We start from the raw sequence: 19,157 nt of genomic DNA, 5'->3' as shown, positions 1-19,157 counted from the left end.
CCTTTCGAGGGAACCGGCCGATGGAGGCCAAGCCGCCCTGTCGTACCTCAACGAAGAGGGGGCACAGGCCCGATCTCGGGCTCATCGGCGCGTACGCGTCACTGGACCAGCAAGGAGAGCCACCCATGTCCCGTGTTCTTAAGAGTGTCGGCCTCGCGCTCGCAGTAGGCATCGCCGTTGTCGGTGGCGCGTCCGCCGCATCCGCCGATGCCGGAGCCTCCGGCGCGGCCATCGGCTCTCCGGGTGTCCTGTCGGGAAACCTGATCCAGGTTCCGATCCACATCCCGATCAACGCATGCGGCAACAGCGTCAGTGTGATCGGCCTGCTCAACCCCGCCTTCGGCAACACCTGCATCAACAGCTGAAGGAGCTGAGGTGCCCTTCGCCCCGGCCTGGGTCATGGCTGGGGCGAAGCAGCCGTTCCATTCACCCGGTCGAAACCCGGAACGAGGGGCCGCAATTAACCAGGATCGCGACACGTCACCGGAGCACGAATCACTCGATCTTTAGATCAATAGCAGCCGCACTTTCCTGGCCGGTATGCAGGTCCGAAATTCTCACACCCAACCGAAGAATCGTTACTTCACGGGAATTCGGATGGGCTGCTCGGGCATCTTGTCAGCACCAGGGGCCGTCTGGTTCTCTTTCCACTGCGATGCGCTCGCGGAGGCGTCGTCGTCCGCGGGCAAGGAACCTTGTCGACGCGGTTGCTCCAGGCCGGCGGGCGCCCCGAATGCGTGGTTCTGGCGGGGGCAGGCGGCCGTACGGCGCCTGTCCGGCATGCTCATGACGCGAAGGGGATCTTCGTGGCAGGCGTACCCGAACTGGGTTCGGTGGTGGGCGACTTCGCCCTCCCGGGTGGCGAGCTCATAGGCTCATCGTTCGAGCGGCGCGACTTCGAACTGTGCAGGCAGCGCGGCAAGCCCCTGGTCCTGGCCTTCTACCCGGGGGATGACACGCCGGTCTGTACCCGCCAGCTGTGCTCGTACTCCGGAGGGCTGGAGTCGTTCGCCGCGGTCGGTGCGCAGGTGTGGGGCATCAGCCCTCAGGGGGTCGACAGTCATGAGGCGTTCGCACGGCGCCACGGCCTGCGCATGCCGCTGCTGGCGGACGAACAGCGAGTCGTGAGCCGTTCGTTCGGCATCACGGCTCCCGGGATCGGGTTGCGGCGGGCCGTCTTCTTGATCGCGCCGGACGGCACCTTGTACTGGAAGCACGTCTCCTTGCTGGGGGTCACATTCCAGAGCGTGGCGGCCCTGTCCCGTGAGCTGGCTGCCTTCGCCTGACCTGGTTCACGTCCAGCCGCACCCGCCCCGGCCCGCGCCCTTGCGGCGGGGGCCGGGGTCGCGGTCACTTGGCGAGGAAGTCGGTCAGGTGCCGGTTGAACTCCTGGGCGTGAGTGAGGTTCAGTCCGTGCGGGGCTCCCTCGATCAGGGCGAGCGTGCTGCCCGGCAGGGCTTCGTGGGACCGCTTGCCGCTGACCTCGAAGGGCACGATGGCGTCCTGGGTGCCGTGGATGATCAGGGTGGGTACGTCGATCCGGGCGAGGTCGTCACGGAAGTCGGTGCGGGCGAAGGCGTTGATGCAGTCCAGCGTCCCCTTGGGTGAGGCCGCCTCCGCCAGGTGCACGTGATAGCGGTGCTGGGGCGCGCTGACGAGGTCGGTGTTCTCGCCGGCCTGGAAGAAGCCGGTGACGAAGCCCTCCAGGAAGGCGGGCCGGTCGCTGCGGACGCCGTCCTCGAACTGGGTGATCGCGGCGTCGTCGAGTCCGCCGTCCGGGTTGTCGGCGCTCTTGTGGAGGTAGGGAGGCACCGCTGCGGCGAGGACAGCCTGGCGGACGCGGCTGCTGCCGTAGTTGTGGAGGTAGCGGACCACCTCCCCGCCGCCCATGGAGAACCCGACCAGCGTGGCGTCACGGATGTCGAGATGCGTCAGGAGGGCGTCCAGGTCAGCGGCCAGGGTGTCGTAGTCGTAGCCCTCCCAGGGCTGGGTGGACGAGCCGAACCCGCGCCGGTCGTAGGTGATCACTCGGTGGCCCGCCTCGACCAGTGGACCGACCTGCGGCTCCCAGGAGCGGCCGCTCAGCGGCCAGCCGTGGACGAGAACGACTGGGCGGCCTTGGCCGTAGTCCTCGAAGTGGAGCTCGACACTGCGGCCCTTGTCTGCACTTACATTGATGCGCGGCATGCTGGATTGACGCCCTTCGTGTGGTGGTGCAACGCCTGTACCCGGACCATGCCCCGGCACGGCACGATTTCACTCACCGCAGAACAGCCGGGGCATTCTCATCCTCATCATTCCATCGACACTTGTCGTCCTGCATTCACCGCCAAAGGCCAAAACTCCTTATTGCGAACTGGTTGCAATAACACGATTGACCTCGATCGGCCTAACCCATCGACTGCGTGTCGTAGCGAATGTGGAACCCCCTGGCGTTTCTGTGAAGAGGCTGTGGCCAGCGGATTTGCGAATACGCGACGAAGTCCCTCTCGACTTCGAAGGAAAAGTGGTCACGGGGTACGGGTGCCGCGTGCTTTCCTTCGCTCGGCGCGATCTGAGCGCACGGCAGTAGGCCCGGTCGGCGGGCCGGGCTGCTGCTGATGCCGCCCGGGCCTCGCTGTCCGACCGAGTGGTCATCCCACCTGAATGCCCCTGTCCGGCTGCGCCGGTGTGCGCGGCGCGACGGGGTTCGCAGTCGAGAGGAACACCAGTGAAGTCCATCTCCGCACGGCCCCGTTCGCGGCGTGTGCTCGACCAGTCCCTGCTCGTCCTGGGCGCCGGCGCGCTCGCGACCAGCCTCGGTGTCCTGACGCTGGCGCCGGGAGTCAGTTCCGCCTCCAGTCACCGTGAGGCGCCGCTGATCGCGGGCGACCCGCGTGCGGACAACACCGACGTGTACGCGTACACGAGCCTGGACCGCCCCGACTCGGTGACGCTGCTGGCGAACTGGATCCCGTTCGAGGAGCCCAACGGCGGTCCGAACTTCTACGCGTTCGGCGATGACCTCCGCTACAACATCAAGATCGACAACACGGGTGACGGTGTCTCCGACATCACCTACACCTGGCGCTTCCACAGCAGCTACCGGGATGACGCCAACCAGTTCCTGTACAACACCGGTCCGGTCACCTCGCTGACCGACCCGGACCTCAACTTCCGCCAGGTCTACGACCTGGTCGTCTCGAAGGGGAACGAGAGCAAGGTCCTGCTCTCGAACGTCCCCGCAGCGCCCTCGCGTGTCGGCCCGGCGTCGATGCCGAACTACGCCGCCCTGCGCAACCAGGCGATCCGTAACCTGCCCGGCGGCGGCGGCAAGACCTTCGCCGGTCAGGCCGAAGACCCGTTCTTCGCCGACCTCCGCGTGTTCGACCTCCTCTACGGCGGGAACCTGTCCGAGCGCGGCCAGGACACCCTCGCCGGATACAACGTCAACTCCGTCGCCCTGCAGATCCCCAAGAAGGACCTGGCGCTGAAGGGCAACCCCGGCCGCAACCCGGTCATCGGCGTCTGGTCCACGACCGACCGCCAGGGCGTCCAGGTCTCCGACTCCCGCGACAAGCAGCACGGCGACAAGTGGAAGCAGGTCTCCCGCCTGGGTAACCCGCTGGTCAACGAGGTCGTCGTCCCGCTGAAGTACAAGGACGCCTTCAACACCCTCAACCCGGACCAGGACCGCACCGTCCAGCCGGTGGTGGACAAGGTCCTCGACCCGATCCTGCCCAAGCTGATCCAGCAGGTCTACGGCATCCCGGCCCCGGCCACCCCGCGGCGGGACCTGTTCGAGATCTACCTGACGGGCATCTGCAAGGCGTGCGGCCCGATCCAGGCCGACCTCAACGCCCACAGCCTCAACAAGGACGCCAAGCGCCGCGACATCGTCCCGGCGGAGGAGCTGCGCCTGAACATGGCGGTACCGCCCACCGCCAACCCGAACCGCTACGGCGTCCTGGCCGGTGACTTCGCGGGCTTCCCCAACGGCCGACGCCTCACGGACGACGTCATCGACATCTCCCTCCAGGCCGTCGAAGGCGCCGCCCAGACCGGCCAGCTCGTCCCGGCCCTCGCCGACGGCGACAAGGTCAACGCAAACGAGGTGCCCTTCGGGAACGCATTCCCGTACCTGGCGCTCCCGCACACCAAGTCCGTCAACAGCGGCCCGAACGCGCCCGAGCGGTCCGGGAACGTGAAGACCGGATCCGTCGGCGCACTGGGCGCCGTACTCCTGGGAATCGGCGGCTACCGCGTGCGCCGCAACCGCAAGACCAGCTGACCCCACCACTCCGGGCGGGGCCGAGGTCGGTCCCCGGTTCCCCGCCCGGAACCCCGTTCACCGAAGTTTCCCCGGGGAGGATCCCGTGCACCGGCCCGAAGACAAACCCGCCCCCGCGATCCGGCAGCGCAGACACCTGCGCACCACCGCGATCACCGTCGCCCTGGGCGTGGTCATGTTCACCGTCGGCGCCGTCGGCCTCTCCCCATCCGGCTCCAGCACACAGGACGCCCCTTCATCCGCAGCCTCCGCCGCGGGTCCGGCGCGCGGCATCGAGGCACTGCGTGATCGCGTGAAGCGCCTGCCGAAAGATCCGGGTAGCTGGGCGGACCTCGGCATGGCCCTCGTGCAGCAGGCCCGCACCACCGCCGACCAGGCCACCTACGCGCAGGCAGAGGAGGCTCTGCGCCGCTCCCTCGCCCTGGAACCGGCCGAGAACCTGCACGCCGAGATCGGCATGGGCGCCCTGGCCGCCGCCCGCCACCAGTTCCACGACGCCCTCACCTGGGCCCGCAAGGCGGTCGCCACGAGCCCCGCCACCCCGGCCTCCTACGGAGTCCTGGCCGACGCCCACACCCAGCTCGGCCAGTACAAGGAGGCAGAGGAAGCCGTCCAGAAGATGGCCGACCTCCGCCCCGACAGCAGCTCCCTGGCCCGCGCCTCCTACACCTTCGAACTCCGCGGCGACACCGCCCAGGCCAAAACCCTGATGGAGCGCGCACTACGTGCGGCGGGCACGCCCGGCGAGCGAGCCTTCGCCCACACCCACCTGTCCTCCCTCGCCCTGGACAGCGGCGATCCGGCGACCGCTGTGCGCCAGGCCGAGGCCGGGCTGGCCATCGCGCCACGCGACGCAGGTCTGTTGGAGGGCCGGGCCAAGGCACGCGCAGCCACGGGAGACCGCGAGCGGGCAGTCGCCGACTACACCGCGGCCATCGCGACGGCCCCGCTCCCGCAGTACCTCCTCGGACTCGGTGAACTCCAGCAGGCGCTCGGCCGCCCGGAACGGGCCGAGGCCCAGTACGCCGTCCTGCGTGCCCAGGAAACGCTCCGCCGGGCCACCGGTACGCCTGCCGACGTCGACGCGATCTACTTCGAGGCGGATCATGGTGACCCCCGCCAGGCGGTGACCATGGCTGAAGCAGCGGTACGGGATCGGCCGTTCATCGCCGTCCACGACGCCTACGCCTGGGCCCTGCACCGCGCCGGACGCGACGAAGAGGCCCTCGACCAGGCCGACGAAGCCCTCGTCCTGGGTACGCGCAGCGCGCTCTTCCTGTACCACCGCGGCGCCATCCACCAGGCGCTCGGTGACAGATCAGCCGCCCGGCGCGATCTTCAGCAGGCGCTGGCCCTCGATCCCTCCTTCCACCCGCTGCACGCCCCCGCGGCGCGCGAGGCACTCCGGCGAATCGACGACACCCCATGAACCCCCGCACCCGTCGGCGCCTGGCCGCCGTACCGCTCGCAGCCGCCCTGCTCACCCCCCTGGGCCTCCTCGCCTCGGCCGCGCCCGCTGCCGCGCATCCGCTGGGCAACTTCACCGTCAACTACGCGACCAGCCTGACCCTGCGCCCCCGCGCGGTCGAGGCCGAGATCGTGGTCGACCGCGCCGAGATCGCCGCAGCACAAGAGCGCCCGCTCATCGACCAGGACCACAACGGATCCATCAGCGCCGACGAGCAGGGCATCTACGCGGACGAGGCGTGCGCCACCCTCTCCGGACAACTGGCCGCAAGCGGAGGAAACGTGAGCCTCCAGTGGGAGCGGGGCACCGGCAAGCTGGCTTTCCACACCGGCGAGGCCGGGCTCAAGACCAGCCGCCTCACCTGCCACCTCACGGCCGACGCGGACCTCACCTCGCCGTCCAATGTCCACGTCGCCACGCACTACGACAGCCGGCGCGTCGGCTGGCACGAGATCACCGCCCGCGGCGAAGGTCTCACCCTTACCAGCTCCACCGTTCCCGCGGTCTCCACGACCAACCAACTGCGCCAGTACCCGCAGGACCCTCTCGCTGACCCGTTCGACCAGCGCACCGCTGAACTGCGGACCGCTCCCGGGCAGGGGATCGCGGCCCGGATCGTGCCGCCCGGCCTGCCCGGCTCAGGCCCGGTCACCGCCGCGCTGAACAAGGTCTCCGCTCTCTTCGACACCCTCGTCGGCAGCCGCGAACTGACCGTCCCCGTCGGCCTCCTCGCCCTGCTCCTCGCCGTCGTCCTCGGTGCCTCCCACGCGGCGATGCCCGGCCACGGCAAGACGATCATGGCCGCCTACCTGGCCGGACGGCGCGGCACCCCGCGTGATGCCGTCACTGTCGGAGCAACCGTGACCCTCACCCACACCGCGGGCGTCCTCGCTCTCGGTCTGGCGCTCCCGCTGGCCACCCACCTTGCCGGGGAAACCGTCCTCGGCTGGCTCGGCCTGGCCAGCGGCCTCCTCGTCACCGCCATCGGCCTGCGGCTGCTGCACTCCGCCCTGCGCGGCCGCCCTCTCCAGCACGGCCACAGCCGTGGACATCACCACCACGGCGATCACAGCCACGCACACCACGGTGACCACGGCCATGGGCCTCACCACGGCGGCGACCACGGGCACGGACACAGCCACGAGCCGCCGACCGGCCTACCGTCCTCACGCCGCGCGCCGGACAGCGCGGCGGCCGACGGCGCCACCGTCGTCCTGACCAAAACCGCCACCGCGCTCCCGCACGACCATCACCACCACGGCGAAGCCGGCCACCCCCACACCCACGAAGCCGACCACCACCACACTCACGCTCCGGCACGCCGAAGGCGCTGGTCGCTCATCGGCGTCGGCATCGCCGGCGGCCTCGTCCCCAGTCCCTCGGCACTGGTCGTCCTTCTCGGTGCCGTCGCGCTCGGCCGGACCGCCTTCGGTGTGCTCCTCGTCATCGGCTACGGCCTCGGCATGGCCACCACCCTCACCCTCGCCGGTCTCCTCCTCGTACGACTGCGCGACCGGATCACCGCCCGCACCGCGGAGAGGTCCTCCACGCGTCTGAAGGCGCTTGGGCGTATCGGGCCTGCCGTCACCTCGGCCCTCGTTCTCCTCGTCGGACTTGGCCTCACCGCCCGCGCCATCCCCGGCTTGTGAGCGATGCGGATACCAGCAGCTCAGAGGGCCTGGCCGTCCGTGCAGAGTCTGTGTCGGTCTGCCACGGCAGCTCCGACGGCGCAGCGCGATGCCGGGAGTCCCTCTGCTTGGTCGCCCCGGTTCGAGGGCCGGTGGGGCGCCTGGAGAACCGCTCTGTGCCGATATTCGGTGAATCCATACCAATCCGTCGGGTTCGAGTCTTCGAATCACCAGGTGGAGGCGTGAGCGCAAGCTGCTCGCGGCGCCGGGTCTCACATGGCCCTGGGGCGCAGAGGCGAGGGGGCGCGAAAGGAAGTGCTGCTATGACCGCACGAACGATCGGACGCGGCTTTGCCGCCGTTGTCCTGGCTGCCGGTTTCGGTGTGGCGGGCGTGGGCGTGGCGGGGGCTGCTCCCCAGTCCCACCACCATGATTACGGGGTGTCGGGAACGGTGACCTCCCGGATCGAGCTCAATGTCCGCCAGCACCCGTGGACGCATTCCCACGTGGTGTGGAGCCTGTCCCCGGGCAGCCACGTCAAGCTGGCCTGCCAGCAGGACGGCTGGTACCACCTGGCCGACAAGTCCGGCTGGGTCGAGTCCCGCTACGTTCACGCCCACGAGTGGGTGCGGTACTGCTGACCGAGGCGGCGGGCGCCCGGGAGGTCTCCAGCTGTCGTGGCTCAACCCGGCCAGTTCTCCACGGCACGGGCCGCACCGGTGGTGCGGCCCGTGCCGTGCGCGTCAGTGCTGGTCGAGCGGGAGGGCGATGTCGGTGACCTGGCGGTTCTTCGGGAAGGACCCGAGGTCGCGGGCGGCGCCGGTCAGCAGGTTGATCCCGTAGAGGCGCTGGGTGCCCGTGGTGCTGAGGGCCGCGTAACCGCTGTTGGTGGATGACTTGGGGCTGTAGTAGATGTCGAAGCCCGCGTCGGGGCCTGCGTTGACGCCGAGGTTCCCGGTGGGGGCGAGGGTGCCGGCGTTGGCCGGGGACTGGATCGAGGTCCGGTCGGCCGTGGTGTCGATGTCGAACAGGGTCGTCGCGGTCGCCGCGTTCAGGTCGTTGTTCGTGTAGGCGGCACCGGTGACACCGAGGGCCGTGGAGGGCGGCGTGGTGGGGTTGGTGAGCATGCCGTCGACGGTGGTGGTGAGCGGTGCGGCGTTGTCGTCGATGTTGTGGCGCAGATTCTGTCCCGTGTCGCTGATGACCCGCAGCCGGTTGGCGGCCGGGTTGAAGTCGACGCCGAAGTAGGTGCCGGCCAGGGCCACGGTCAGCTGGGAGACCTTCACCGCGTTCGCGGAATCGGTGCTGAGCGTGTAGATGCCGCCCTTGTCACCGACGCCGTAGAGCTTCTCATTCTGGACGCGGAAGTCGATCCCGACGATCTTCATGTCCCCGGACAGGCCCGAGACCTTGCCCAGGTCCCAGGTCTTGCCCGGCTTGTCGACATCGAACTCCACGAGCCGCTGATCTGCGGTCAGCCCAATCGCATGGAGCGCCGAGTGGGCCATGGCCTGCTCGGCGGGCTGATCGCTGTCGGCACTGGCGAAGGCGGGCGCCGCCAGCGCGGCAGCAGCAGCGGTGCAGAGGAGGACGGGCAGGAACCGAGCACGCATGAAAACTCCTTGAGGCGAGACACCTGGCGGTGCGCCACGACACCCGCGACACGTCCACTGCCGTCTTCGGTCCGCACGGGCCCCGTGTATGGGTCTCGACCCCTAAGTCCACTCGGATGCCGCACACCTCTCGGCTGTCCGGGCGCAGCTGCTCGACGGGCGGACGATGTGATCGCGACCCGGGCAGAGTGGCGGCCGCGTGCCGGGGCCGGCCCTGGCTCCGGGGTGTATCGCTGGTGTCGATTCCACCGTCGGGCCAGACGCGATGAAGGATCTCGTCCGCCGCTGCGGGATGGCACCGGGGATGGCATCGCTCGGTCCCAGCCCCCTCGCCGGAACCGGGCGGCCTCGGCCGGCGACCGACGCCACAGGAAATCGCGCTCGCGGCAGAGGGCGCCAGAGCACAGGGGCCGACCGAGCCCCCGCCCGGTGCGCCGCGTGCGCGTTGCCAGCCCCTGCTGCCCGCTGTCCAGGTCAGGCGGGAAGGGAGAGGAGGACCAGGGGGCTGGTGGTGGGCTGGGCGGAGCCGCCTGCAGGTTCGAGGGTGAGGCCGACGGCCAGGGCCTGGCCGGGATCTCCCTGCATGAGGACGGAGCCGTCGCCGGGGATGAGACCGGCGGGGCGCATGGTGCCGTGGTCGTCGAACCACAGCTGGTAGGTCCGTCCCGCGGGAGCCGGGGAGAGCCCTGAGGCGAGGAACACGGCCTGGTTCAGGCGGGCAGAGGTAACGACAGAGGCGGAAGCCCCCGTGCTGGTGCGCCCACGGGTCGTCCGGGCGTCGGGGGAAGCCATCACAGCGGTCATGTCCTGGACCTGCTGGCCGGCGCGCTGGGCCTGCATGCGGGCCTGTTCCGCCTGCTGGTGCTGCCAGAGGGCGACACCGCCGAACCCGGCGGCGGCGACGATGCCGGCCGCGACCACGAACGCCCCGGCCCTGCGGGTGAGACGGGTGGTGAGGCGGACCGATGGGAGGAGTAGGGGGCGCGCCGGCAACTGCCGGACACCGTCGATTCGGTTCAGGACGACCTGTCGCATCGCGACGGGTACGGGCAGGCTCACTGCTGCGGCCAGACGTGCCGCCGTGGCAGCGAACTCGCCGACCTCCTGGTGACAGCCTTCGCAGTGTTCAAGGTGCGCGGTGAACGCGCGGAGTTCCTCACCGGTGAGCGCGTCGAGTGCGTACGCACCGGCGAGGGTGTGCAGTTCTGCTTCGTGTTTCATGTGGTCACCCCCATGCAGTCGCGCAGCCGGATCAGTCCGTCGCGCATTCGGGTCTTGATGGTCGGAAGCGGGGACCGCAGTTCTTCTGCGACCTCGCGGTAGGTCAGTCCCCCGTAGTAGGCCAGGGTCACCGCCCGGCGCTGGAGCTCGGTCAGACCGCGCAGACAGCGCCGTACCTGCTCGCTGTCCAGGCGGGTCTCGACCTCCTCGGCGACCTCGTCGAAGGGCCGCATCTGGTCGCGTACGCCCGTGGAGTGTTCGCGGTTGGCGGCTGCCTGGGCGGACCGGACGCGGTCCACAGCCCGTCGGTGGGCGATGGTCGCCACCCAGGCCATGACGGTGCCCTGTTCGGGGCGGTAGCGGGCGGCCTGACGCCATACGTCGATCATCACCTCCTGTGCCACCTCCTCCGATTGGGCCCGGTCCCGGACGACTTTGACGGCGATCCCGAAGACGGTGGCGGCGACCGCGTCGTAGAGATCGGAGAAGGCGTCCTTGTCGCCCTGGCTCACCCGCCCCATCACCTCTTGCAGCTGCTGGCCGACGGGATCGTGGCCGCGGGGTCGCTGGGGCTGGGTCATCGGCGTCCTGCCCCGTGCCGCCAAGTGCCGTGCTGCGGAACGGCCGTGCAAGGGCCGCACCCGCCTTCATGCCTCGATGTCATCAACAGCTCTTTCGCCGCGAGAAGAGCCGGCCCCTCAGGGGCCGGCCATGTTCCTCCGCTGTCTTACCGCTTCTTCGGAGCGGGCATATGTGCGGATTGCCCTGAGCAGCTACCCCGCACCTGGTTTGCCATCCCTTCGAGTGATCTTGGCGCCGACCGCCCCGCAGCTCGACGAGCGGTAGTGAGGCAGACAGACCGGTGCGGCAGCTTGGCCGACACCCCTATCCGGTGCGCCCGCCCAGGCGCGGAAAACCAGTTGAACGTAGAAGCGACCAATCCGCCGGACGGACCACAGCGAATGGGCATTGTGAGCACCTTCCGCAAGTCCCTAGCCCGCAGCGCACTGGGCGCCGTGTCCGGTCTGCTGGCCGGGTACACGGCGCTGGCGGTGGCCGAGCTCGCAGCTTCCCTGATCCGGCCGCAGGCCGGGCCGGTGACCGTTGTGGGCGGCGCCGCCATCGACCGGACACCGGCTGCGGTCAAGGACTTCGCGATCCGCACGTTCGGTGAGAACGACAAGGTCGTTCTCCAGCTCGGCATCCTCGCCGTCCTCGGTCTCCTCGGTGTCATCCTCGGCATCGTCTCCCTGCGCTACCGGCGGGCAGGTGCGGCGGGTGTCCTGATCTTCGGTGTGATCGGCGCGGCCGCCGCACTGAGCAGGCCCGACACCCAAGGGGTCGCGGACGCACTGCCCTCTGTGGCCGGTGCGCTCGCGGGCGCCGCCGTCCTCTACCTCCTGGCCGGGAAACTGAACTCCGGCAGCTCACCCGCCGGTGCGGAGGCCGACGGAAGCGGCTGGTCGAGGCGGGGCTTCCTCACCGCGGCCTCCGTCACCGCAGTCGCCGCCACCGGCGCCGGAGCCCTGGGGCGCGCCCTCATCGGCAAGAGCGGCCAGGGCGCCACCGCCTCCAGGGCCGCGATCACCCTGCCCGCACCCGCCTCCGCCGCCCCCGCGCTCCCAGCCGGAGCGCAGCTCAAGGTGGAGGGGATCAGCGCCTTCACCACCCCGAACAAGGACTTCTACCGCGTCGACACCGCGCTCGTCGTCCCCAAGGTCGACGCGGACACCTGGAGGCTCCGCATCCGCGGCAAGGGCGTCACCCGCCCGCGCACCTACACCTTCCAGGAACTCCTGAACCGGCCCCTCATCGAGCGGGACATCACCTTGACCTGCGTCTCCAACGAGGTCGGCGGCCCCTACATCGGCCACGCCCGCTGGCTCGGCGTACGCCTGGACGACCTGCTCAAGGAGTGCGGCGTCAAGGCACCGTCCCAGGGCGGCAAAGCCGACCAGCTGGTCGCCCGCTCGGTCGACGGCATGACGCTCGGCTCACCGGTCGAAGACGTGATGGACGGCCGCGACGCGATCCTGGCCGTCGGGATGAACGGCGAACCCCTTCCCTTCGACCACGGCTTCCCCGTCCGCATGCTCGTCCCCGGTCTCTACGGGTACGTGTCGGCCTGCAAGTGGATCCAGGAGATCGAGCTCACCACCTTCGATTCCTACGACCCGTACTGGGTCAAGCGCAAGTGGGCCCGCAAGGCGCCCATCAAGACCCAAGCCCGCATCGACACCCCCAAGCCCTTTGGCCGGCCCACGGGCGAGCTGGTGACGGTGGCCGGCGTCGCCTGGGCCCAGCACCGCGGCATCGACCGCGTCGAAGTCCGGGTCGACGACGGCCCCTGGCAGACCGCCGACCTCGCCCCCCAGGCGAACAAGGACACCTGGCGCCAGTGGTCCTTCCCCTGGAAGCCGACACCGGGCGGCCACAACCTCACCGTCCGTGCCACTGACGGCACCGGCCAGGTCCAGACCGAAGAACGCACAAGGACCATCCCCGACGGCGCCAGCGGCTGGCACAGCGTCTTCGTCACCACGTAAAACCCCGGCCGGTAACGACCAAGGCTTTTCGCCGCGGCCCCAGCCGCGCATCTCACCCCTTGCGTATTTCTGAGAACACAACAGGAGATTTTGATCATGTCGAACACCCTGCGTTTCCGTCGTACCGCTCTCGCCGTCGCCACGGCGGCCGTCCTGCCCTTCGCCCTTGCCGCCTGCTCCGACTCCGGGAGTGACTCGGCCTCCTCCGACAAGAGCAGCGAAGCTCCCGCCGCCTCCCAGCCGGCTACCCCGGATGCTTCGATGGCGATGGACAAGCCGTTCGGCCCGGCCTGTTCGGGCGTCCCCGCCGACGGCGCGGGCTCCTTCGACGGCATGGCCAAGGACCCGGTCGCCACCGCCGCCTCCAACAACCCGGCCCTGTCCACGCTGGTCACCGCCGTCAAGCAGGCCGGCCTGGTCGACACTCTCAACAACGCCAAGGACATCACCGTCTTCGCCCCGACCAACGACGCCTTCGCCAAGATCCCGAAGGCCGACCTGGACAAGGTCCTCGCCGACAAGGCCATGCTCACCAAGATCCTGACCTACCACGTCGTCGGCGAGAAGCTCACCCCGAAGCAGCTGGAGAGTGGCTCCTTCGACACCCTGGAGAAGACCAAGCTCACCACCAGCGGCTCCGGCGAGGCCTACAAGGTCAACGACGCCTCGACCGTCGTCTGCGGCAACGTCAAGACCGCCAACGCCAACGTCTACATCGTCGACACCGTCCTCATGCCGAAGTAGCCCACACGCGTGCTGAGCAACCACGTGTGGGCCGGCGCCACCTCCCCTGGGGAAGCCGGCCCACACACCGCCCTGACATTCGACTGTGCAAGGCCCACACCAGGCACCGGTTCACGCTGCCGCGCGCCGATCTGGCTGGCGGTGTCGACCTACCGCTCAGGGCTGCCAGGGCGACGCAGGCTCTTCGGCTGGCTACCCACAGCCGCGACAACCGGTCGTGACATCACGACAGCGAGCACGTTCTCCAGGGCAAGAACAGGCGCAGAGCGGTCACGTCCTGCGGCGTGGTGTAGGGGATCATGCGTTGTGCGTTCCGCCTCAGGGTCCCTGACGATCTTCGCCAGTGTGCGGCCACAGAGCCGCCCTGCTCATCGAAGGCGGCGAACCCGAGGACCAGGAGCGCTGCGCCCAACCTTCGGATTCCGGTGCCTTGATCGGCTACACCACGTGGCGGGGCACCATCCGCAGAGACCTACTCCGGAGAGGCGCCACGCATTCTACGTGGTGCGTCGTCAGAAACAGATCCAGCGAAAACCAGTGGAAGATAATCGCAGTTCAGAGCCTTGCAGACCTGACCTCGCGACGTAGGTGATGTGCGCGATGGGCGCTGCGTGCGTGAGCGTGACGCCGGTTTCCTGCACCGAACCTACCTGGACCGCGGCCCAGCGCGGCTGCCTTCTCTCGACGTCAACAGGGCCAGACATGCGGCCACTACAACATCCAGAACCACTCACCCCTGCGCCGAGGCCGCCCAGCCGTCCTTCTCCCCACACCAGCTGGTGAGGCGCTTCGACGAGCGGCTGGGATCCGTCGGCAAGGTGGACCGTGCGGCGCCGGCCCGGCACCGCACGCTGGAGGCGGCGATCGACTGGAGCTACGAGCTCTGCTCGACGCAGGAGCGTGTGCTGTGGGCGCGGGCCTCGGTGTTCGCCGGCCGGTTCGGCCTGGAAGCGGCCGAGGGTGTCTGCTCGGGCGAGGACCTGCCGCGCGAGCAGGTCCCGGAGGGGGGCCAGCCGGACCGAAGCCGGGGCGCGGCCCTCGTGGCGGCCTTCTGGTGGCAAAGGCTGCCAGCCCAGTCACGCCTGCATGGCCCGCCAGCTGTCTAGCTATAAAACTGCCGGACGTTGGTTACACATGGGTCTCTGAATAGACGGAGATCTGCCATGCCCCCTTCGCCGCAACAGCAGCAGGACCGCCAGGCCCAACATCGGCTGGCGGTCCTACGACACGCCGAGGAAGTCACCGGGAACGTCGCGCTGACCTGCCGCTACTACGGAATCAGCCGCACCTGCTTCTACAAGTGGCAGCGCCGGTACCAGGACGAGGGCCTCGAGGGCTTGCGGGATCGCTCCAGCAAGCCCCGCCACTGCCCCCACGCCACCGAGGCCGACGTCGTCAACAAGATCGTCTACCTGCGGAAGCACTACCACTTCGGCCCGATGAAGATCAAGATGTACCTGAAGCGGTACCACGACATCGACATCGCCTGCTCCGCCGTCTACCGCATCCTCAAAAGGCTCGGGATGAACCGTCTGCCGGCCTCTGGGGTGTTGTTGGTCGCGATGCCCCCCACTCAGGTAGCCGGGGGCGGCGCGCCCGCGGCATGCCTGGCGTGGCTCTCGTGCGAGAGGGCCGCCTGTCGGGAAGCCGGGGAGTCAGGCACCACCGCGATGCTGATTTGCGCGGACATCCTGACCGGCGACGAGGTTTTCGCCGACGTCCACCCCTTCCGGGAGATCCCCGGCGGCTTCGAGATCACCTGCAAGCACATCGACGCTAACCCGCCCGTACCCGGCCTCGCCCTCACGGCGGAGGAGGCCGAGACGGCCCCCTTCCGTGAGAACGCCACCGACGACAGGCCCCCCATGGTCAACATCCTCGTCGAGGACGCCGGCCTGATCAGGCTGAACTTCGGCACCAGGCAGGAGTACCTCGAGCACGCCCGCGCTTACCTCCAGGCGGTCGCGGCGAAACTGGAGAAGACCGACCCCGACCGGGTCGCCCCCTTCAAGGAGGGGGCGACCACCCTTGTCAAGGAGATCGCCGCGGACTTCCACAACCGCGACTTCTACACCACACGAAGCCGTGCCGAGGACGGTCTGATCGCCTCCCTGCACTACGACGACACTGACCTGAACGTCTCATACCTGACGGTCTTCAAGGGCGGCCTGGTCACCAAAAGCTCCTGACCGACGCCGCCCCGAGCGCCCTCCAGCCGGGGCCGGGCGCTCGTCCACGCCCAAGGTCGAACTTTCACTCCCCTCGGATGGATGAAGCGGCGGCCCTCCCGCCCGGCCGTGTCGCGCCGGGCGGGGTGACCCTGGAAGGGGCGACTGCGGAAGGAGACCCCGGGATGGCGCTCAGGCCGCCGAGTCGGTGCCAGGCCCGGCCGCGCTGCGCGCGGGGGTGGCCTACGAGCAGAAGTTATGGACAGGGTTTGGACTTGTCCGTTGTCCATGAGGTGAGGCACAGGGGTGGCCCGCGTGTCGGATGACAGAGGGATGTCGTCCACGGCGCGGTCATCATCAGCGCCATCGAGACCGCGTGGCGGCAGGTCCAGCGCGGCTTCTCCAGGTTCGCGAAGTCGGGACCGGCTAACCCTGTTCGGCGAGGGTCTCTGTGACGACCTTGCTCAGCAGCTCCCGCGTCTGTTTGTTGAAGACCTCGACGAAACCATCGGCGTGGGCATCGTCGAGGCCATCGGCCTCGTGGCCGTGGACGGCCGGGACCGAGTCGAATGAAGTCCCGACCGGCTTGCTCTCCTGGGCCTGTGCGGCACCGGAGAAGGACAGGGCCGCACCGGCGAGGGCAATTACTGCCATGACGCGTTTCATGTTGCTCATGGCCTGCCAACGATCACAGTCATGACAGGTCACGGCGGGGGGCAGGGTGCCGCCGCGCAGGCAATGACGGCTACCGGGTCCGACGTGCAGCGGGTGCGTCGGACCGGTCGGGGCCCAACCAAGGCCGGCGAGTCCGACGCCCGAACGACGACGACCCGACCCCGGGCGGAAGCCGTCACTCACACGAGCCCCGCGGCAACCCGCTTGGGCAGGAAGCCGCCTCAGCGCCTCCCCCCGGCCCCGTCTAGGCGGCGTATTGAGTAGCGATCATCACGTGGTCCGGGTGAGGTCCTTGAGCCAGATCATCGAGGCGCGTAGGTGGAGGCCGGCGAGATAGCTGTCCGGGGTTTTGTCGTACCGGGTAGCGATACCTCGCCAGGCTTTCAGCCGGTTGATCAGGCGCTCGACGGTGTTCCGCTCCTTGTAGAGGTCCGCATCGTGGCTGACGGGCCGGCCGCCTCTAGAGCCTCTCTTCTTGCGGTTGGCGGCCTGGTCCTTCTTCTCCGGGATGACCGCCTTGATGCCGCGTTTGCGCAGGTGGGCGCGGTTGCCGCGAGAGGAGTAAGCCTTGTCTCCGGCAACCGCATCCGGCCGGGTGCGGGGGCGGCCGACGGACCCGCGGACCCGTATCCGCCCCAGCACGGGGACGAACTGCGGGCTGTCCGCAGCCTGGCCTGCGGTCAGGACGAACGCCAGCGGGCGGCACTTGCGGTCGGCGGCGAGGTGGACCTTGCTGGTCAACCCACCCCTCGACCGCCCGAGGAGCGCGGCCTTCAGTCGGAGTTTGCGTCGGCGCTGGATGCGCCATCGCTGTTCTCGCTCGGGATCGACTTCGGTGTCCTGCCCGGTTTGTTCGTCGCGGCCGCCCCCTTTGACCTGCTCTTCTCCACTGCGGCGGCTTTCTCCAGAGCGGTGACGACGTCTTGGCCCAGGTGCATCCCGGCAGCGTCGTGGTGGGCACGGGCAGTGGTGGAGTCGATGCTGACCAGGGACAGGTCCACCTCGCCCCGTTTCGCAGCTTCCGTGATCAGGCCCTCCAGCAAGGCCTCGAAGACACCAGCGTCACGCCATTGCCGGAAACGGTTGTGGACGGTCGACCAGGCGCCGAACTCCTGCGGCATCTCCCGCCACTGCCCGCCCGTCCTGAACCGCCAGATCACGCCCTCGAACTGCTGCCTCAGTCGGTCGGGATACGGCCCGTACCCGCCGATCGGCAGGTACGGACCGATGAACTCCCACTCTGCATCCGTCAGTTGCACTCGCGTCACGCAAGAACATCTACCGGACCCCGACCCGCCACGCAGACGAATCCCGCAGATTGATCACGAGTGAATACGCCGCCTAGAACGGCCGGACGTCCCACCTCTGCGTGGAATCGCCGTCGTCACACTCTTCGAGAGTGACGTGGCTTTCGCTCTTCAGGTCGGTGAGGCAGGAGTTTTTGTACGCAGTGTTCGACAGTTGCAGGTTCTCGAACTGGGTGGTGCGGTTGTCGACGCCCCAATACGTTTCGTCCCGGACGTCCTCACAACGGCCCGCGCTCAGCGTGTCGCCGCCGTCGGCAGCAAGGCAATCGCCACCCCAGAGGAACCTCGCCGAGTCGAAGCCCCCGCTCGCATTCGTGTACCGCTGCAGCATGAGGCGCTGGCCGCCATGATCCGTGCAGTCAGTCGCGTGCGCGAGGCTGTCGGCCTCCATTTGCAGGCACCGACCCGTCGCCTTGTTCACAAGGCGAACCGGCCCGTACTGGTCATCGGCCTGAGCCGCCGTGGCGGTCCCCGCGATCAGTGCAACGGCCACAGCGGTGACAGCGGCGCGCCAACGCCGCTGGTGGGTTCGGCTCATGTGGGTGCTTCCTTTCGAGTGCGGACAGACCGCCGAAACGGATCAATTGGTCTAAGTCAGGCACCCGGCCGCAGGTTACGGGCCGTGATCAACAAGTGCATGACGATCGGTCCACCCCAGCCGAACCAACACGCCGAAGCCAGGATCGGCGCTGGACGGTGAAGGACGACACCTCGCCGTCGCCGACGGCACGTACGAGAGCAGCAGCCGGGGCAGTCCCAGACGAGCGGATCGAGCCCGGCGGCGGCCGTGGACATCGTGTGTGCCCGGTGACTTCGACCGGCCCAAGCGCGTTGGAGGACTTGTGAGTACCCAGCCGGGCTCAGGAGCGGGTGCCGGGCGGGACCGCGCGGCGGGGTCGGCCGGTCATGGTTGGGCCACGGCCGGCCCCGCCGGCATCGACCCCTACGTCCGCCAACTCATCGACCAGATTGTCCAGGCCGTACGCGACGGCGACGATCCGCGGATCCGGGACCTGCTTGCACGACTCGCGGCGGTGGCCGACACCAACGCCCTGCTGCACCTGCGCCGGCAGCTGTACGAAGATGTGCCCGTGCCGGGCTCCGGCCGCTGACAGAACCCGTGTCGCCGACGCCTGAATCCGATCGCGTCCGACACTCCCGTGGTGATCATCGGCAGGCGACCACCGCTAGGCCGCAAGCGTGGAGGCCCGCAGCCAGCCCCTGAGATCGTTCTCTGCGATAGCCGCTGTCCCGGTGGCCGGCACTGGTGTGGCGGGGTCCGGCAGGCCGGGGTGGGTGGGCCTGCCGGACCGGTGGCACGGGCCGGTCCTGTCACCGGGGTCCGGATGCCACGGAGTGCTCTTCGAAGACCACCGGGGCAATGGGGGGAAAGCGCCGGTGTGCGGTCTCGGGTTGGGCACTCTCAGCCTTCTCAACGAGGCGGGACGGAAACGGTTCTGCACACAAGTGCGGGGCCGGTGCGCGGGAACCGGCCCGGGGTCTGTTCGTTGACGGAT

The 19,157-nt window shown here is 69.0% G+C and carries 17 protein-coding genes and 1 pseudogene; 11 read left to right on the top strand and 7 right to left on the bottom strand.

Going from position 1 to position 19,157, the window contains the following annotated elements; translation table 11 throughout:
• The first annotated feature begins 125 nt into the window (after positions 1 to 125).
• Both OG904_RS29640 and OG904_RS29635 read left to right on the top strand, forming a co-directional pair.
• On the top strand, positions 126 to 365 hold the full coding sequence (locus OG904_RS29640; RefSeq protein ID WP_267803936.1) for a chaplin: 240 nt from the start codon (positions 126 to 128) through the stop codon (positions 363 to 365).
• A gap of 441 nt (positions 366 to 806) precedes the next feature.
• A complete protein-coding gene (locus tag OG904_RS29635) occupies positions 807 to 1,286 on the top strand; it encodes a peroxiredoxin (protein ID WP_328297311.1) in 480 nt (159 codons plus the stop codon).
• Positions 1,287 to 1,350: 64 nt separating this feature from the next.
• Here OG904_RS29635 and OG904_RS29630 read toward each other — a convergent pair whose 3' ends face one another.
• Positions 1,351 to 2,187: an alpha/beta fold hydrolase gene (locus OG904_RS29630; protein WP_405496175.1), complete on the bottom strand. Its 837-nt coding sequence runs from the start codon at positions 2,185 to 2,187 to the stop codon at positions 1,351 to 1,353.
• 523 nt (positions 2,188 to 2,710) lie between these two features.
• On the opposite strand from OG904_RS29630, the gene OG904_RS29625 reads away from it, so the two are divergent.
• The 4 genes from OG904_RS29625 (at position 2,711) to OG904_RS29610 (ending at position 8,007) form a co-directional block, all read left to right on the top strand.
• Positions 2,711 to 4,270, top strand: coding sequence for a DUF4331 domain-containing protein (locus tag OG904_RS29625; RefSeq protein WP_405496173.1), 1,560 nt, complete (start codon positions 2,711 to 2,713; stop codon positions 4,268 to 4,270).
• An 85-nt stretch (positions 4,271 to 4,355) separates the two neighbouring features.
• A complete protein-coding gene (locus tag OG904_RS29620) occupies positions 4,356 to 5,699 on the top strand; it encodes a tetratricopeptide repeat protein (RefSeq protein ID WP_405496171.1) in 1,344 nt (447 codons plus the stop codon).
• Complete coding sequence (locus OG904_RS29615; protein WP_405496169.1) at positions 5,696 to 7,387, top strand: sulfite exporter TauE/SafE family protein; 1,692 nt, start codon at positions 5,696 to 5,698, stop codon at positions 7,385 to 7,387. The genes OG904_RS29620 and OG904_RS29615 overlap by 4 nt, the downstream gene beginning before the upstream one ends.
• Positions 7,388 to 7,689: 302 nt before the next feature.
• Positions 7,690 to 8,007, top strand: coding sequence for an SH3 domain-containing protein (locus tag OG904_RS29610; RefSeq protein ID WP_267803855.1), 318 nt, complete (start codon positions 7,690 to 7,692; stop codon positions 8,005 to 8,007).
• 102 nt (positions 8,008 to 8,109) lie between these two features.
• On the opposite strand, the gene OG904_RS29605 is transcribed toward OG904_RS29610, so the two are convergent.
• From OG904_RS29605 to sigK, 3 genes are all read right to left on the bottom strand, one after another.
• Positions 8,110 to 8,979 (bottom strand): DUF4394 domain-containing protein, encoded by an 870-nt coding sequence (locus OG904_RS29605; protein ID WP_405496167.1) that lies wholly within the window; start codon positions 8,977 to 8,979, stop codon positions 8,110 to 8,112.
• Between the two features lie 474 nt (positions 8,980 to 9,453).
• The gene (locus OG904_RS29600) at positions 9,454 to 10,200 is read right to left on the bottom strand and encodes an anti-sigma factor domain-containing protein (RefSeq protein ID WP_405496165.1); all 747 of its coding nucleotides are present in this window, start codon (positions 10,198 to 10,200) and stop codon (positions 9,454 to 9,456) included.
• Complete coding sequence (gene sigK / locus OG904_RS29595) at positions 10,197 to 10,781, bottom strand: ECF RNA polymerase sigma factor SigK (protein ID WP_405496163.1); 585 nt, start codon at positions 10,779 to 10,781, stop codon at positions 10,197 to 10,199. Before sigK ends, OG904_RS29600 begins: the two co-directional genes overlap by 4 nt.
• Positions 10,782 to 11,162: 381 nt before the next feature.
• Between sigK and OG904_RS29590 the strand changes: the two genes are divergently transcribed.
• The 4 genes from OG904_RS29590 (at position 11,163) to OG904_RS29575 (ending at position 15,679) form a co-directional block, all read left to right on the top strand.
• Positions 11,163 to 12,746, top strand: a complete 1,584-nt coding sequence (locus tag OG904_RS29590; protein ID WP_405496161.1) for a molybdopterin-dependent oxidoreductase — start codon at positions 11,163 to 11,165, stop codon at positions 12,744 to 12,746.
• Between the two features lie 96 nt (positions 12,747 to 12,842).
• Positions 12,843 to 13,490 (top strand): fasciclin domain-containing protein, encoded by a 648-nt coding sequence (locus OG904_RS29585; protein ID WP_405496159.1) that lies wholly within the window; start codon positions 12,843 to 12,845, stop codon positions 13,488 to 13,490.
• Positions 13,491 to 14,101: 611 nt separating this feature from the next.
• Positions 14,102 to 14,596, top strand: a complete 495-nt coding sequence (locus OG904_RS29580; protein ID WP_405496157.1) for a hypothetical protein — start codon at positions 14,102 to 14,104, stop codon at positions 14,594 to 14,596.
• Between the two features lie 57 nt (positions 14,597 to 14,653).
• Positions 14,654 to 15,679, top strand: coding sequence for a helix-turn-helix domain-containing protein (locus OG904_RS29575; protein WP_405496155.1), 1,026 nt, complete (start codon positions 14,654 to 14,656; stop codon positions 15,677 to 15,679).
• 405 nt (positions 15,680 to 16,084) lie between these two features.
• Here OG904_RS29575 and OG904_RS29570 read toward each other — a convergent pair whose 3' ends face one another.
• The 3 genes and pseudogenes from OG904_RS29570 to OG904_RS29560 all read right to left on the bottom strand — a co-directional run bounded on the left by OG904_RS29570 (position 16,085) and on the right by OG904_RS29560 (position 18,178).
• Positions 16,085 to 16,312: a hypothetical protein gene (locus OG904_RS29570; RefSeq protein WP_405496153.1), complete on the bottom strand. Its 228-nt coding sequence runs from the start codon at positions 16,310 to 16,312 to the stop codon at positions 16,085 to 16,087.
• A 291-nt stretch (positions 16,313 to 16,603) separates the two neighbouring features.
• Positions 16,604 to 17,601 (bottom strand): annotated as a pseudogene (locus tag OG904_RS29565) (IS5 family transposase).
• Positions 17,602 to 17,674: 73 nt separating this feature from the next.
• Positions 17,675 to 18,178, bottom strand: a complete 504-nt coding sequence (locus OG904_RS29560) for a ricin-type beta-trefoil lectin domain protein (protein ID WP_405496151.1) — start codon at positions 18,176 to 18,178, stop codon at positions 17,675 to 17,677.
• A gap of 304 nt (positions 18,179 to 18,482) precedes the next feature.
• Here OG904_RS29560 and OG904_RS29555 point away from each other — a divergent pair, with 304 nt between their 5' ends.
• Complete coding sequence (locus OG904_RS29555; RefSeq protein WP_405496149.1) at positions 18,483 to 18,752, top strand: hypothetical protein; 270 nt, start codon at positions 18,483 to 18,485, stop codon at positions 18,750 to 18,752.
• The last annotated feature ends 405 nt before the right edge of the window (positions 18,753 to 19,157 follow it).

The organism is Streptomyces sp. NBC_00096, assembly GCF_045041305.1.
In the GTDB taxonomy this organism is placed as follows: domain Bacteria; phylum Actinomycetota; class Actinomycetes; order Streptomycetales; family Streptomycetaceae; genus Streptomyces.
Note: the sequence above shows the minus strand (reverse complement) of the source record. Positions and strands in the feature narration are given on the sequence as shown.